The following is a 15,506-nucleotide window of genomic DNA, read 5'->3' as shown; positions in this document are numbered from 1 at the left end:
TCAACCCACAACACTTTCTAATGATTTTATAACTTTTAAGTTATCATCATGTGATTTAACCGCTATTCTAATATAATTATCATCTAAACCTTTAAAATTTGAAGCATCTCGTATTAAAATACTGTGCTCTTTGAACATTTCTTCTTTTACTTGATGTGACTTTTTGTTTAATAGCTTTATTAGAATAAAATTAGTATCCGTCTTATTTACCTCGATATTTTCTATACTTTTTAGACTTTGTAACATGAACTCTCTTTCCAGCATACCATCAATTTTACTTTGACGTATGTAACTCTTGTCACTAAATATGTAATTAGATAAATGATCAGCAATTGTATTTATTGTCCAAGGTTCTTTGTATAAGTATATATTTTCTAAAATATCAAAATTGCTTGTCACGCCATAACCCAGCCTTAATCCAGGTAATCCAAAAAATTTAGTAGCCGCTTTAATTATAAATAAATTCTTATTTTTTTCTACATATTTTAATAGAGAATAATCTTGTTCATTCACAACAAATTCCATAAAAGTTTCATCTACAATAAGTAGTTTATTATTCTTATTTAACAAATTCATAAGATCTACTATATACTGAACATTTCCAGTCGGATTATTAGGATTACAGATAAATAGGCTATCAAATCGCTCAATTTTTTTTTCTATCTCAGCAATATCAAATGCGAAACCTTTTTCTTTGTGGAGTAACAAATCAACTACTTCTAGACCATTTAAAGATGCAGCTCTCCCATATTCTGAAAAAGTGGGATTTAGAATCGCCATCCTTTTTCCAATAGACTTCATAAGTAAATATATTATTTCAGTTGCTCCATTACCTGGTATTATGTACCTAGTATCAACTTTTAAATAACTTTCTAAATTATTTCTAAGATTTTGATAATCTATATCCGGATAGCTTGTGCATAGTTTAAACCCTTCGTATACATGTTTTTCTATATTTTTTACTGTGTTTGGATTTATATTAGAACTAAAATCTATTATATCTTCTGGTTTTTTATTATATAGTTTTGCTAGGCTATTTATATCGGCACCATGCCCTAATTCTTTCATCTAATCACCTCTATTCTTTAATTTGGTTTAGCTTAAAGTTTAATTTAAAAGATATTTAATTTATTATATATATATAAATATTACCTTATTTTTTACAGTTTAATTACAAAGCAAATTAATTAAAGTATAAACTAACGTAAATATAAGCAGTGATACTAACGAAGACATATACATTATTCTATTCGTATCCATTATATTTTCTACATTTATATTTGTCATTTTATCTCCAATTGTGGGCTTATACACTTCTTTTCCGAAATACACATTTGTTCCTCCAAGTTGTATACCTAGAGCTCCTGCAACCGCGCCCTCTGAGAGTGCACAATTTGGACTTTTATGATTTTTCCTATCTCTAATTCCAATCTTAAAACTATTTTTTGCATTATATCCCAAGATCATACTTGCGATTGGCATAAATAAGACTGACAATCTAGCGGGTACGTAGTTGACTATATCATCTAATTTCGCAGAAGCAAATCCAAGATTTAAGTACTTATCATTTTTATATCCTACAGTTGAATCCAATGTATTTATTGCCTTATACGCCATCGCAAGTGGTGCTCCACCTACAAATGCATAAAACATCGGCGATATGATGCCGTCAACTGCGTTTTCAGCAACGGTTTCAACAGTAGCTCGTATTATCTCTTTTTCATTTAACTCGGTTGTGTCTCTTCCCACTATATAAGATAATTGGATTCGTGATTTCTCTAAATCGCCAGTTTTTAAAACATTATAGACTTTTATCGCTTCATCTTTAAGACATTTTGTTGCTAAAGTTGTGTATATTACAAAACCATTAACTAAAATATACAATATATAGTTAAATTTAAATATATTTACAAATAGATATGTGACTATATAGGCTATAGCTACTGTAGCTATACAAAGTATAAAACCTCCAAATTTAAGAAGACCTTCAGTTTTAAAAACCCTTCTAATAAAACTCTCTAGTGTTTTTATTAGTTTTCCAATATACTTGACTGGATGGGGAAATGAATATGGATCCCCAATTATTAGATCAAGTATATATCCTAAATAAATAGATATTAAATTCATTCTTATTCATTTCCTCTTATTAAAAAATTCTTTAAACAGTCTATGTTATCATAAAAATGTGTGTGTAGATAAGTGGCTAAAGTATTTTTCTTACTGTAGCCTCCATCCCACTCAGACAATATTTTTGAATCTCTTTCTTTTACCATTGTATATGAACAATCCTCTGAACTTTCAAATGTAGAATGGTGAAATTCATGCCCTCTAATAACCTCTCCCTTATTAGATAAAACCGTATCAATTTTAGCGATTCCATAACAATATCCAAATCTTTTTAGAGAACTCGTCATTTTGCTAGTCCCTTCAAATATTCCAACCATGTCATAACTAACATCATCTAAATCTTTTAAATTACTTCCAAGATACATAAGGCCACCACATTCTGCATATATAGGTGTTCCATTTTTATGAAAGTTTAGTATAGAATTTCTCATATTTTCATTTATATATAGCTCTTTTGCATAAATTTCAGGAAAACCCCCGCCAATGTAAATATAGTCAGACTTAGGGACTTCTTTATCATTAAGTGGACTAAAAAATTCCACATTAAGACCTATTCTATATAAAAGATCGATATTTTCTCTATAGTAAAAATTAAATGCTTTATCAAAAGCAACTGCTATAGTTTTCCCGTTAGCATATTCTCTAAGATTCTTTGATTCAATCATCTGATCTAAATTGTAATCACTTGAAACATATTCGCTTTCCGAAATCTCTAGAATCCTATCAAGATCTACATACTTTTCTATCTCAGAAGCCAGTATATTAAGTTTTTGTTCTAAAGATTCTATTTCCATACTTGGTATCAACCCCAAATGTCTACTTTCTAATGAAAGTTGGTTATTAGGTGGTAAATAACCTAAAACTTCAACTCCACAGTATTTTTCTATAGATTCTTTTACAATACTAAAATGGCTTTCTGTCTTTATATTGTTTATTATAATCCCTTTTATATTTACATTTTTATCTAACTGTTGATACCCCAGCACTGTTGCAGCGCTTGACGCACCCATTGCCTTCCCATTGATAACTAGAATGACCGGGGATTTTAGAATTTTCGAAGTATACGAAGTAGTACAATTGTCTATATCTGTTCCAAAACCATCATAAAGCCCCATAACGCCTTCGATTATTGAAATATCTGCATCTACAGATGACTCTGAAACAATGTACTTTATCTTTTCATCATCTAACATATAAGAATCTAGGTTTCTAGAATATCTACCAGTTATAAATGTATGATAAGATGGATCAATATAATCAGGACCCACCTTGAAAGGTTGAACTTTCAGGCCTCTATTTTTAAGCGCTTTCATTAAACCAAGAGATATGGTAGTCTTACCAACTCCACTGCTTGTTCCAGCAATAACTATCTTCCTCACTGCTTCACCCCAATTCATAATAATAAAGATTAATAAAAATTGTGTAGTATTTATTATTTCATGATTTCATATATTTTTTTAATATCTAGATGTTCTCTTAAGAAATCTGCTAATCTATCATACTCTTTATTTTTATAATCTTTATAAGATTTAATATTGCTATCTAAACTTTGTAATCCCTTTAATTCTCTTATATTATTTAGAAGTGTCCTGGTAAATTCGATATCATCAAATATTCCATGTATATAGGTACCTATTACATTTCCCGCATTGTTTACACTACCCTCTGTATAACAGACCTTTTCACCAAGCTTATCAACTATAGTATCTAAACTTTTAGCATTCTGTCCTAAACTGGAATTTCCCATGTGTATCTCATATCCTGTGATAGCTTTGTTTCTTAATCCTTTTAGATAAACACCTTCGCCTGTGTTTATTCTAGCCTTAACTTGGGTAGTGGTTTTTTCTTTACTAAATGTTGTTTGAATATCCAAAAGCCCAAGACCCTCAATTTCTAATGTATTTGATTCTATAAATTCTGGGTCTTTTAACTTTTTACCTAACATTTGATAACCTCCACATATTCCAATAACCAATCCACCTTTTCTTTCAAATGCCTTAATCTGTTCATCGTAACCGTAAGTTTTTAAATACTTCAAATCCTCTATAGTATTCTTGGTACCCGGTATTATCACAATATCTGGATTACTCATAAATTCTCCACGTTCTACATATCTTAAACTTACATCTTCCTGAGTTTCTAGAATATCGAAGTCTGTAAAATTTGACATATACGGAGTTCTAATCACTTCAATATGTATATCTTTTCTTGAAGACTTTTGCTTAAACTTATTAGTAACACTATCTTCGTCTTCAATATTTATGTCACTATACGGAATTACACCTAAAACTGGGATTTCTATTATTTTTTCCAACATTTCTACTCCACTAGCAAGAAGTTCTTTTCTACCTCTGAATTTATTTATTACAACTCCCTTTACTCTATTTCTATCTGCTTCATCCATTAAGTTTAGTGTCCCGACTACAGATGCAAAAACGCCGCCCCTGTCTATATCAGAGATTAAAATAACAGGAGCATCTGCTATTTCAGCCATTTTCATATTTGATATGTCTCTATCCATCAGATTTATTTCGGCTGCACTCCCTGCCCCTTCCATAACAACCACATCAAACTCAGTTTTAAGTTCTTCAAAACTCGTTTTTAAAATATCCATAAGCTCTAATTTATAGTCATAGTATTCATTCGAGTTCATATTGCCAATTGGTTTTCCTAAAACGACAACCTGTGAGGCATTATTTCCTGAGGGTTTCAGCAATACTGGGTTCATAATGGCTTTTGGTTTTATATTGGCTGCTTCAGCTTGAAAAGCTTGAGCTCTTCCAATTTCTAAACCTTCTTCAGTTATAAATGAATTCAGAGCCATATTTTGAGACTTGAAAGGAGAAACCTTATATCCATCTTGACTAAATATTCTACACAAACCCGCTGCAATTATACTTTTACCTACATTTGAAGCCGTTCCCTGTAACATCACTTTTTTACCCATTTTATCACCTCATTCTATATATTTATGTTCGGATCTACTAAAAAAAGCCCTAATTTTCGGAAATTAGGACTTATACTATCATCATGCTATATATAAGTAAAAATCTTTCACCCCGAAGACTCTATAACAACCAAATAAGGCAGGTATCCTGGCTCGACTTCAACCTAGTCCTATAACCTTCCCATCCTAGGATAGTGGCTTTTCTATAGTTTCGTCAGTCTTACAGTAGCGGGGGCTGCAAAGGCATTTAACCTTTTTCCCTTTTAATATTTAATAACCTTCTTCAGTATTATTATTCTATTTTAAAAACTCTGTGTTATTTAGCATCGTTAAAACGGAAAATCCGTTTTCTATTTCGACAACTGATACAGAGGCGTTGTCAATTTTATAATTCCAGTGATTTTTATAATCCTTTGAAATCAAATACGCAACTATATTTCTAATAGTTCCAGCATGAGAACATATAACAATCGTTTTGCTTTTCTTTGAATTTACTCTTTCTAACTCTGAACTAATATTGTCCAATTCCGAAATATTCGTATCTAAATTTAACGTATCTTTAATTATAGAGTCTAATTCTTGTGAAACTCTGTTATAAGATTCTATAAGAGATTCTCCATTAGGAAACTTATAATTATTTCCTTCTTTTATAAGTTTTAAGTATTCAACCGGGAATTTTTCTTCGATTTCTTTAAATTTCCATCCATCAAAGTCACCAAAATCGAGTTCATTGAGATTTTTTTTAATTCTAATATCTATACCCTTATAACCAGCAAATAAATCTATAGTTTTTTTTGTTCTAGTTGAGCTAGATGTATAAATTTTGTCAACAGTTTGATACTTTAGATAATCTGTTAGTTTCTCTACCTGATTTTTTCCTGTCTCACTTAAATCACATTCACTTATGCCAGACAACTCACCTTTTTCATTAGCACATGTAGCAGCGTGCCTAACTAATATTAATTTTATCATATTATCACCATATAATTATTATAAAAATAAAAAAATATATAAAAATATTATATAGAATATTTCTGAAAGTTCAATTGTACACCCTAGTATATCACCTGTAATACCATCTATTTTTGAGTATACATGTCTTTTGAATATCTCTACAAATACAAAAACTACTGCTATAGTAAAAATTATTCCTAAAAAGTCGAATCTATTAAGCAGAAACACCCATTTACCTAAAGTAAAAATAATAGCTATACAATATATCATAGCAGTACCTATCATCGTAATAGTTGCTTTTCCAATAAATACATTCCCCATACCTTTTTCTCTAGGTGATTCTGTTTTATACAATATCCACATTACAGCAAATCTTGAGACCATAGGCATAAATAAAACAGCCCACAACATATTTTCTACTATAAAACTATGTATAAATGCGACCTTCAATAGTACTAAAAATACTATAGCCAGTAATGAATTTGTTCCCAATCTTGAATCCTTCATTATCTCAAGCATCTTTTCTTTATTCCTATAGCTATAAAGTGCATCAAAAGTATCACCTAATCCATCTATATGAAGACCACCTGTAAGTAACACTTCTACCAATACTATTAAAACAGATGTTACTAATGCAGGGAATATATTTAACGATAATAATCCAACAAAGTATGCAATAAGTCCCACTACAAATCCTACAAGAGGGAAATATACAATTCCCTTGTAAAATTCTTCATCAAATCCTAAATTATATTTTATTGGTATCTTTGTTAAAAATTGTAAAGTTAATAAAAATCTTTTCATATTTACCCCTTTATCTTCATAGGAATTCCACAAACCACAAAAAACACTTCATCACTCATTTTTGCAATGTATTGGTTTACCTTACCAGCAATATCAGTATAAATTCTACTCAATTTATTATCAGGCATAACCCCCATTCCAAGTTCATTTGTGACAAATACAAAATACAGATCAGTATTTCGTATTTCAACCATCAATTTTTCTATTTGATCATAGATGTATTCTTTCATCTTATCTATCTCATCTGTACTCATATTTTCTATATCTAGGCCGTAGTCAAACATTAAATTATTGACTAGGAGCGTTATGCAATCTAGTATTACAGTTCTATATTTAGAACCGATTTTCTGTATTTCTTTATGTACATCTTTATATATTTCATATGTATCCCATTCACTACTTCTTTGTTCTCTGTGTTTTTTTACTCTATCAGCCATTTCTTCGTCAAACGGTATTGAAGTAGCTATGTATGCAGTACTGTTATTTTGACCTGAACATAAAGATTCTGCGAAGCAGCTTTTGCCTGACCTAGAACCTCCAGTTACAAGAACTATATTATTACTCATAACCTATCTCCCCATATCTATTTCATCAAAAGTAGCCATGTTTTTATATGTAAAGACAGCCGCATCGATTATATTAAAACCTAGACAAGCTCCACTACCTTCTCCAAGTCTCATATTCATATCCAAAAATGGACTTAATTTTAAAATTTCCAATGCCTTTTTCGCCCCCACCTCTGATGATAAATGAGATGATAAGGTATATTCTAATACTTTAGGATTTATTCTGTAAGCAATTAGTGCTGCTGCATATGATATATATCCATCTAGTACAACTGGAATTCTATTAGCGCTGCATCCTAGAATAACTCCAGCCATCGCTCCGATTTCAAACCCACCTACTTTGTGAAGCACATCTATTCCATCTGTTGGATTTGGATTGTTTATCTCTATAGAATTTCTGATTACTTGAGCCTTATGTTTAAGCTTCTCTGCTTTTAATCCTGAACCCTTATCTGTTATCTCCTCAGGATCGCATCCTGACATTACAGAAATTATGGCAGTAGTCGGCGTCGTGTTTGCAATTCCCATCTCACCTATACCTATTATTTTATAATCATTGACAATACATCTTTCAGCTATCTCTATCCCTATTTCTAAAGATTTTACAGCTTCTTCTCTTGTCATTGCTGGTCCCTTTGCCATATTAGACGTGGATTTTCTTATCTTGTAATCCAAAACTCCTTCAAGTTCTTCATCAGAGTTGATTCCAACATCTACAGCAACTACATCAGCTCCGACAAATTTGCTAAGGGCTCCGACACCACATATACCCTTTACAAAGTTTGGAAATTGAAGTCTTGTTATATCTTGTGAGTCTGGTGCAACGCCTTCCTCATAAACACCATGATCACATGCAAAAGCAATTATAGCTTTTTTTTGCGTATCAAAATCGTCATTTTCGTATATTCCTGCTAACTTTATACATATATCTTCAAGTTTTCCTAAACTTTCTTTTGGGTGTATCAATCTATCTAGCCTCTTTTTAGTCTTATCCATAGCTTTTTCGTTTAGAGAATATATATTTCTCGAAATACTTTGTAATAAACTCACGTTAATCCCCTTTCTGTTTTTATTTTTATATTACTAGTTTAGAGTAAATTTTACATCATATAAAATAAACTTTAAAATTTTTTTGTCGGTAATATACATTTTACACTTATATTCAATATATTACTCCTTTTATAAATAATTTCCCAGGAAATTATTCTTTTTTTTACATAAAAAATTATTGTATATATTTTTCAAACTTTAGCAAGAATATAAATATCAACAAAAAAATTTATATGTTAGGAGTTATATAATATGAATAGCCTTTCAAAATATGAAAATCTCTACAACAATGGTTATAAATGTATATACTACAATAAAATAAACAGTAAGCATACTGTTTATTTGAAAAACTTCGAAGACGAAAAATCTGAAACATTAGAATTTCCAAACGACAGTGATTTCAATAAATTCAAAGATCACATTAAATCTCAAAAGTTTTATTAGCAATCAAAATAGGGAGTTTACACTCCCTATTTTGTTATAACAGCCTTTGTAATTAACTTAAGCAATTCTTCTCTATCTGCTTCCAATTGTTTTTTTCTGTCTTTATACTTTTGAAAGTTAACAATTTGCGCCTTAGATTTTTTCATAATCTCACTTCCTATTTCATTATTAACTTATTTACTTATATTCAATATAAGTAGTCATATTTCCTTCTAGAAAAATACAAAATATTTAATAAGGTACTATAATAAAACTTATTTTTCATTATAATGTATTATTCTACAATATCTAAAATAACATTAATTTTTTTTAAAATCAAATATTTTTATTAATTTAACTATTGGTAATTATTACTATATTATTATTATAGATGTTTTTTCAATTTCTTATACATTATTTAGCTATTTCTTTTTGAAGCCATTCTATTGCAATATCTAATTGTTTTGATTCATCTTTTTCTTCAATTGTCGGCTTTATTCCCTTTTCATTTATATAGTCTCCGTTTGGCGTAAAGTATTGAGCTGTTGTTAGTTTATATCCTGTACCATCTTTTAGACCTTTGACTGACTGCACCAACCCTTTACCAAAAGTCTTCGTACCAACAGATATACCAGCTTTATTATCAATTATAGCTGCAGTTAATATTTCAGATGCTGATGCACTTTCACCATTTGTTAAAACAACTATCGGAAGCCCAAGCTTTCTTTTGTCTGATTTGATATATTCAGTATTTCCCTTATTATCCTTTGTGTATACGATTGTACCTTCACCTATAAGGGCGTCTGCTACTTCACCTACTATTTCTAGATTACCACCCGGATTACTTCTTAGATCAATAACTAATCCTTTTATATTCTTTTTCTTTAATTTGTTTAGTTCTTTGTCGAAATCGTCATAAGTCGTATTTATAAACTGTTTAATTTTAATGTAACCTAAATTGTCATCAACAACTTTGCCTTCGATAGTATGATCTACTATTTCTTCTCTTTTTATTTTAAATTCCTTCTCTTTACCATCTCTTTTTACCACTAAGTCCACAGTGGTTCCTTCTTTTCCTTTTATAAGGCTAACAGCCTCATCAGAATTTTTTGCAGAAACTAATTTCCCGCTAACTTTAACTAGAATATCGCCTTCCTTTATACCGCCTTTCTGAGCTGGAGATCCATCCATCGGTATAACTGTTAACTCACCTACTTCTGACGAGCCTATATACATTCCTACCCCTACATAAGAACCTTCATTTTCTTCCATTAGTCTATTCATCTCTTCTTTTGTATAATAAGTTGAATATCTATCTTCTGTACCTGCAAACAAGCCTTTTATAGCGCCATCAACTAAACTCTCATCATTTGGTTTTTTATAGTAGTCTTCTTTTATTACTGATTCAAGCGCCAAAAGTTTGTTATATTTTTTGTACTGCTCATATGTATCTCTTTCGATCATAACTTTGTCGCCCAAAGCGAGCGTAACTGTTGAAGTTGTTAAAGCCGTTAGAACAACCAATACTATCGCAATGAGTAATGCTTTTTTCTTTGATATCATTAAGTGCATCTCCTTTTAAATAAACTCTTATATATTATATGTTTTACCTTTTTTTTAATACGTTTAACTAAATTAATTATTTAATTGCATTAAAAAATTAAATAATATAATATAGTTGTAAATCATGTTCACATTATAACATAGGGAAAGGAATTTAATATGAAAAAATCTTTAAGAAAGAATATTTTAGAAATCAGAGAAAGTATGAACCATAACTTTATAAATGATGCATCTAATAACATAATAGATAAAATTTTAAACCTCAATGAAATTGTAAATGCAGAAAATGTAATGGTCTATTTGGACTTTAGAAATGAAGTAAAAATGGATAGACTAGTTAAAGAGTTAAAGTCTCTTGGCAAAGTAGTGTGTAGTCCTATTACAATAATTGATCAAAAAAAATTAATTCCTGTTGCAATTACAAATTTAGAAGAGGGAATCACTATAAGTGATTATGGAATACGTGAGCCCATAGTTTCAAATTTACATATAAAAGTCAAGTCAATCGATTTAGTGATTGTACCAGGAGTAGCTTTTGATTTAAATAAGTATAGGGTCGGTTACGGAGCGGGACTGTATGATCGTTTCTTAGAGAATATAAGAACTGATACTAAAACAATCGGAGTTGGTTTTGATTTTCAAATTTTAGATAATGTTCCGACTGATCCTCACGACAAGCAGCTAGATATGATTATAACTGACAAGAGACATATTCTATAAAATTAATTCGTCATATATAAGATACAAATAAATATTAAAACAAGACCCAGGCTGTAAAGTACATTTTCTACAACCTAGGTCTTGTTTGTCTATTTATCTCTTGTGATTTTTATTTTGTAATTTCAAGTTCAACTCTATCCGGAAGGTTTTCTAAATTAGTCTCTACTATTAAATAAGGCATGGAATCTTCTTTATCTTTATATCTTGCCTTTACCCTTATTACTTCTTTCCCATCCTCATCAAACTTTTCTATACTGTCCATTTCAATACCGTACTTCTTTTCCCCCCTTGTAACCATTATGTATATTTTATTTCCCATTTTCGCAACTAAAGCTCTTTCTTCATTTGTGTATTTATCCATCATATCTAGTATCTTTTCCGGAACTGCTTCCCTTTGGAGTACTGTATAATCTATAGGTTTTGTCTTCTCTACAAACATGCTTGGAATAACTAAAAAACCACCTAGCACAAGTACTAAAATAATGATTCCGTATACTAAGCCCTTCATATTAAACCTAATTTTCAAATTTATCACTCCTATCTAATTACTAATATGATTTTTCATTATTAATTAGACCTTTTATTATTTTTCTGTTTAAAAAATAATAAGTAAAAAGAGAGCTATTTTTTTAATAGCTCTCCCTATATATACTTTATATTTATTTTTATATTTATTTATACGTATTACATTACTTATTTCTAACTATTTTAGCACCTTTTTTTTGATACTGTGATACATCTCCCCATTTGCCTGTGATTTGTCTCACAAGTGCACAAACTAGGATAAGTACTCCCATGTAACCTGTATATGGATACAGTATACCGACAAGTTTATCAAAAGGTAAGAAACCTCCTACTAAACCTAATATTGTAATTATGAGTACAGTTATTTTAAATTTAGGAGAATCTTGTGTTACAAGTCTATTTGTTACTGACCATAATAAAGGTGTTGCAGTTGTGTATATACCAAGTATAAGTATAACTGAGAATGCTACCCCCACTAAAGGAGATATTTTATCAGCTAAAAAAAGAGCTGGTATCGCTTTAGTATATAGATTCCCTATATCTGAAAGTATTGCCAAATGCATTACTATAGCCGCTGACATAAGTGCAACTGCGCCTATTATTCCACCCCACATACCTTCTTTTTTGGTTTTGGATGTGGCTCCAAGTCCAGTTAAAAACGCCATAACTATAATAACATTATAACTTGCATAAATAATACCTGATAAATACTCATTAGGAGTCGGCTTCGCAACATCTAAAGTCTTAATCAAGTCAGCACTTGCTGCTAAATTTCCAAAATTTTTATATAAACTTATAGCACCTACGAAAATCGTAAATACAATTATTATTGGTCCTATACCACCAAGTATTTTAGATAATTTATCAAGTCCTAAAGAAACTGTTATGAAAGCTACTACTGCCATTCCAATTCTACCTACCATTGGATGTAGACCATAATACTCCGTGAGTGTGGCACCTGCTCCTGATATCATTACTACAAATACTCCAAATAAGAAAGCCGGGCCAAACCACTCGAAAAACGTTCCTAAAACTCTACCACAAAATACATGGTAAATTTTATTATCATCTTTAAGTTGTAGTTCTTTTCCTTTCATCATTAGCAATGCGCCAATCCACATAAAGACTATCATAGATATAATTCCCGCTACAATTCCTCCATAACCGTAGAATGTGAAGAATTGCATAATTTCTTGACCTGTTGCAAATCCTGAACCTATAACTGTCGCAACATATGCTCCAGCAAAACTTATTATCGTTCCAAAACTGGCTTTATTTTCATTCATAATGTACCCCCCTCTAAAACATTTTGCTCCACTCTAAAAGCCTAAAAATTAGAAATTTTCTGACTTTATAATGTTTTTTTAATTATATAATAATTCCATTCTCTAAGCAAGATTTCAAAATGCAATCATTTAATCTATTTTTAACAAAAACCCTATTTATTTAGCTTATAATTAACATTTTATTTTAATTTTCAAACTAAAATAAGGTATTTTATATAAATGACTTGAAATAATCAATTCTGATTATTTTTTTTCATATTTTAAAGATTAGAATTAAGTATTAAAAATAATTAGTTCTTATATATCTCTATATATTATCCTTCTATATTATAGTATTAACTCCTTTAAAATTAAGTCTAAGCTTTTAATTTTTAATTATAATAAATTTAATTTTTCATATATTTCTTTTGTCCTATATTTACTAAATAAAAAAAGCACTTCACAACAATATAAATATCGAAGTAAAGTACTTTCTACATTTTAATAACTTAAATTTTTAAATTCCATTACGTTTATGGCTTTAATTGAATAATTATAAAAATTAATTATTTAAGGCCTCTTTTACTGTATTTACTATATCATCAGAAGTTAAGCCATATTTTTTAAGTAATTCAGCGGGTGTACCTGATTCTCCAAAAGTATCTTTAACTCCTACCTTTTTAACACATACAGGTGACTCCTCAGAAACCACTTCACTAACAGCAGATCCAAGTCCACCTATAACACTATGTTCTTCTACTGTTACGATTATTTTTGTCTTTTTAGCTGATTCTAATATTAACTCTTTATCAATAGGTTTAATAGTAGACATATTGACTACTCTTGCACTTATTCCTTCTGATGCAAGCTTATCCTGCGCATCTAGAGCTTCACTAACCATAATACCACAAGCTATAATAGTTACATCTTCTCCATCTTTGATAACAGTCCCTTTTCCTATTTCGAATTTATAGTTCTCATCAAATATAGTAGGTACCGCACTTCTACCTAATCTAACATATACTGGTCCATTATAGTCAGCTGCTGCAAATATCATTTGCTCAGTCTCCTCAGCATCTGCTGGAACTAATACAGTCATGTTAGGTATAACTCTCATCAAAGCTATGTCTTCAATGCTTTGATGTGAAGCACCGTCTTCTCCTACAGTAAGTCCTGCATGTGTAGCACAAACTTTTACGTTTAATTTTGGATAACATACTGAGTTTCTTATTATTTCATATGCTCTTCCAGTTGCAAACATAGCAAATGTGCTTGCAAAAGGTATTTTACCAGTTGTAGATAGCCCGCAAGCTGCCCCAATTAAGTTTTGCTCCGCTATCCCCATATTGAAAAATCTTTCTGGAAATTCTATTTTAAAGTCGTGAGTTTTAGTTGATTTAGATAAATCTGCATCTAAAACCACTACATTATCATTTGTTTGCCCTAATTTTACTAAAGCTTTACCATATGCTTCTCTTGTAGCTATTTTACTCATTGTCGTTACCTCCTAACTCCGCAAGTGCTCTTTCAAGCTCTTCATCGTTTGGCGCTTTGCCATGCCATCCTGCTTGATCTTCCATAAAAGATACGCCTTTACCTTTTATAGTTTTGGCAACTATCATAGTAGGCTTGTCGACTGTTGATCTTGCCATATCTAATGCTGCAAATATTTGATCAAAATCATGACCATCTATTTCTATCACATTCCATCCGAACGACTTAAATTTATTTACTATCGATCCTACGTCCATAACATCTTCAATATTTCCATCTATTTGAAGTCCGTTGTTATCTAAAAATACAACCATGTTATCTAGTTTATAGTGGGCTGCACTCATGGCTGCTTCCCAAACTATACCTTCTTGGATCTCTCCATCACCAAGTAAAGCATATATATTCCACGGTGCATTATCTAATTTTGAGGCCATAGCCATACCACAAGCTGCTGAAAATCCTTGTCCTAAAGATCCTGTAGATATCTCAACTCCAGGCGTCCCTTTCATATCAGGATGCCCTTGCAACATTCTGCCTATTTTTCTTAGTCCATTTAACTCCTCTTTATCAAAGTAGCCCTTCTCAGCTAAAACTGCATAAAGAGCAGGGGCTGCATGTCCTTTTGATAATACAAATCTATCTCTATCTTCCATCTTAGGCTTTGAGGAATCTATATTCATTTCATCAAAATATAGAGCAGTAAGAATTTCAACTGCTGATAGTGACCCCCCTGGATGTCCTGATTTAGCGTCATGAACCATCGTAACTATATCTTTTCTAATAGTACATGCGCGCTCATTTAATCCTTTATGGTCTCTCATTCGATTACCTCCCTTAAATTATTAATGTTTGTCAATTCCTTACTATTATATCACTTTTGAATTATTTTTTTTATGTTTTTTTCAATTTGTAACATATAGTATCATTATAATATTATTTACTTAAATTTTCAAAATATATGCTGAAATACAAATTCCAAGTAATAGCTAAAACAGATCGTTTTTTTATTCCATTAACATATTATTATCAGGGATTCTTTTACATATTTATAATTATTTACTAATGACC

Annotated in this window: 15 protein-coding genes and 1 riboswitch; of the genes, 2 read left to right on the top strand and 13 right to left on the bottom strand. The window is 30.6% G+C overall.

The window, feature by feature from the left end; all coding sequences use genetic code 11:
- From KQI18_RS12560 to cobT, 8 genes are all read right to left on the bottom strand, one after another.
- Complete coding sequence (locus KQI18_RS12560) at positions 1–1,068, bottom strand: aminotransferase class I/II-fold pyridoxal phosphate-dependent enzyme (protein ID WP_216468298.1); 1,068 nt, start codon at positions 1,066–1,068, stop codon at positions 1–3.
- 99 nt (positions 1,069–1,167) lie between these two features.
- On the bottom strand, positions 1,168–2,127 hold the full coding sequence (gene cbiB, locus KQI18_RS12555) for an adenosylcobinamide-phosphate synthase CbiB (RefSeq protein ID WP_216468297.1): 960 nt from the start codon (positions 2,125–2,127) through the stop codon (positions 1,168–1,170).
- Between the two features lie 2 nt (positions 2,128–2,129).
- Positions 2,130–3,506, bottom strand: a complete 1,377-nt coding sequence (locus KQI18_RS12550) for a cobyrinate a,c-diamide synthase (protein ID WP_216468296.1) — start codon at positions 3,504–3,506, stop codon at positions 2,130–2,132.
- 53 nt (positions 3,507–3,559) lie between these two features.
- Entirely contained in the window at positions 3,560–5,074 is a 1,515-nt protein-coding gene (locus KQI18_RS12545; protein ID WP_216468295.1) for a cobyric acid synthase, read from the bottom strand.
- A gap of 120 nt (positions 5,075–5,194) precedes the next feature.
- A riboswitch (cobalamin riboswitch) is annotated at positions 5,195–5,371 on the bottom strand.
- Positions 5,372–6,046 carry a histidine phosphatase family protein gene (locus KQI18_RS12540; protein WP_216468294.1) on the bottom strand — a complete coding sequence of 225 codons (675 nt, stop codon included), beginning with the start codon at positions 6,044–6,046 and terminating at the stop codon, positions 5,372–5,374.
- A gap of 18 nt (positions 6,047–6,064) precedes the next feature.
- Complete coding sequence (cobS, locus tag KQI18_RS12535) at positions 6,065–6,832, bottom strand: adenosylcobinamide-GDP ribazoletransferase (protein ID WP_216468293.1); 768 nt, start codon at positions 6,830–6,832, stop codon at positions 6,065–6,067.
- Positions 6,833–6,834: 2 nt separating this feature from the next.
- A complete protein-coding gene (cobU, locus tag KQI18_RS12530) occupies positions 6,835–7,398 on the bottom strand; it encodes a bifunctional adenosylcobinamide kinase/adenosylcobinamide-phosphate guanylyltransferase (protein WP_216468292.1) in 564 nt (187 codons plus the stop codon).
- A 3-nt stretch (positions 7,399–7,401) separates the two neighbouring features.
- On the bottom strand, positions 7,402–8,448 hold the full coding sequence (gene cobT, locus KQI18_RS12525) for a nicotinate-nucleotide--dimethylbenzimidazole phosphoribosyltransferase (RefSeq protein WP_216468291.1): 1,047 nt from the start codon (positions 8,446–8,448) through the stop codon (positions 7,402–7,404).
- A gap of 252 nt (positions 8,449–8,700) precedes the next feature.
- Here cobT and KQI18_RS12520 point away from each other — a divergent pair, with 252 nt between their 5' ends.
- A complete protein-coding gene (locus KQI18_RS12520; protein WP_216468290.1) occupies positions 8,701–8,892 on the top strand; it encodes a hypothetical protein in 192 nt (63 codons plus the stop codon).
- 393 nt (positions 8,893–9,285) lie between these two features.
- Here the strand turns inward: KQI18_RS12520 and KQI18_RS12515 are convergent, their stop codons facing one another.
- Complete coding sequence (locus tag KQI18_RS12515; RefSeq protein ID WP_216468289.1) at positions 9,286–10,434, bottom strand: S41 family peptidase; 1,149 nt, start codon at positions 10,432–10,434, stop codon at positions 9,286–9,288.
- A 159-nt stretch (positions 10,435–10,593) separates the two neighbouring features.
- On the opposite strand from KQI18_RS12515, the gene KQI18_RS12510 reads away from it, so the two are divergent.
- Complete coding sequence (locus KQI18_RS12510; protein ID WP_216468288.1) at positions 10,594–11,154, top strand: 5-formyltetrahydrofolate cyclo-ligase; 561 nt, start codon at positions 10,594–10,596, stop codon at positions 11,152–11,154.
- 109 nt (positions 11,155–11,263) lie between these two features.
- Here the strand turns inward: KQI18_RS12510 and KQI18_RS12505 are convergent, their stop codons facing one another.
- The 4 genes from KQI18_RS12505 to KQI18_RS12490 all read right to left on the bottom strand — a co-directional run bounded on the left by KQI18_RS12505 (position 11,264) and on the right by KQI18_RS12490 (position 15,259).
- The gene (locus tag KQI18_RS12505; RefSeq protein ID WP_257431977.1) at positions 11,264–11,689 is read right to left on the bottom strand and encodes a hypothetical protein; all 426 of its coding nucleotides are present in this window, start codon (positions 11,687–11,689) and stop codon (positions 11,264–11,266) included.
- A 154-nt stretch (positions 11,690–11,843) separates the two neighbouring features.
- Positions 11,844–12,965, bottom strand: coding sequence for a hypothetical protein (locus KQI18_RS12500; protein WP_236887767.1), 1,122 nt, complete (start codon positions 12,963–12,965; stop codon positions 11,844–11,846).
- A gap of 541 nt (positions 12,966–13,506) precedes the next feature.
- A complete protein-coding gene (locus tag KQI18_RS12495; protein ID WP_216468286.1) occupies positions 13,507–14,439 on the bottom strand; it encodes a transketolase family protein in 933 nt (310 codons plus the stop codon).
- Positions 14,432–15,259 carry a transketolase gene (locus tag KQI18_RS12490; RefSeq protein ID WP_216468285.1) on the bottom strand — a complete coding sequence of 276 codons (828 nt, stop codon included), beginning with the start codon at positions 15,257–15,259 and terminating at the stop codon, positions 14,432–14,434. Before KQI18_RS12490 ends, KQI18_RS12495 begins: the two co-directional genes overlap by 8 nt.
- Positions 15,260–15,506 lie beyond the last annotated feature (247 nt).

The sequence above is a fragment of the Metaclostridioides mangenotii genome (assembly GCF_018917235.1).
In the GTDB taxonomy this organism is placed as follows: Bacteria; Bacillota; Clostridia; order Peptostreptococcales; family Peptostreptococcaceae; genus Metaclostridioides.
This window is presented reverse-complemented; position numbering and strand designations above follow the sequence as displayed.

Excerpts from the sequence above, each read along its gene's own strand:
- KQI18_RS12560 (WP_216468298.1), bottom strand. The coding sequence starts at position 1,068 with ATGAAAGAATTAGGGCATGGTGCCGATATAAATAGCCTAGCAAAACTA.
- KQI18_RS12545 (WP_216468295.1), bottom strand. The coding sequence starts at position 5,074 with ATGGGTAAAAAAGTGATGTTACAGGGAACGGCTTCAAATGTAGGTAAA.
- KQI18_RS12495 (WP_216468286.1), bottom strand. The coding sequence starts at position 14,439 with ATGAGTAAAATAGCTACAAGAGAAGCATATGGTAAAGCTTTAGTAAAA.
- KQI18_RS12515 (WP_216468289.1), bottom strand. The coding sequence starts at position 10,434 with ATGATATCAAAGAAAAAAGCATTACTCATTGCGATAGTATTGGTTGTT.
- cbiB (WP_216468297.1), bottom strand. The coding sequence starts at position 2,127 with ATGAATTTAATATCTATTTATTTAGGATATATACTTGATCTAATAATT.
- cobS (WP_216468293.1), bottom strand. The coding sequence starts at position 6,832 with ATGAAAAGATTTTTATTAACTTTACAATTTTTAACAAAGATACCAATA.
- KQI18_RS12520 (WP_216468290.1), top strand. The coding sequence starts at position 8,701 with ATGAATAGCCTTTCAAAATATGAAAATCTCTACAACAATGGTTATAAA.
- cobU (WP_216468292.1), bottom strand. The coding sequence starts at position 7,398 with ATGAGTAATAATATAGTTCTTGTAACTGGAGGTTCTAGGTCAGGCAAA.
- KQI18_RS12540 (WP_216468294.1), bottom strand. The coding sequence starts at position 6,046 with ATGATAAAATTAATATTAGTTAGGCACGCTGCTACATGTGCTAATGAA.
- KQI18_RS12510 (WP_216468288.1), top strand. The coding sequence starts at position 10,594 with ATGAAAAAATCTTTAAGAAAGAATATTTTAGAAATCAGAGAAAGTATG.
- KQI18_RS12490 (WP_216468285.1), bottom strand. The coding sequence starts at position 15,259 with ATGAGAGACCATAAAGGATTAAATGAGCGCGCATGTACTATTAGAAAA.
- KQI18_RS12500 (WP_236887767.1), bottom strand. The coding sequence starts at position 12,965 with ATGAATGAAAATAAAGCCAGTTTTGGAACGATAATAAGTTTTGCTGGA.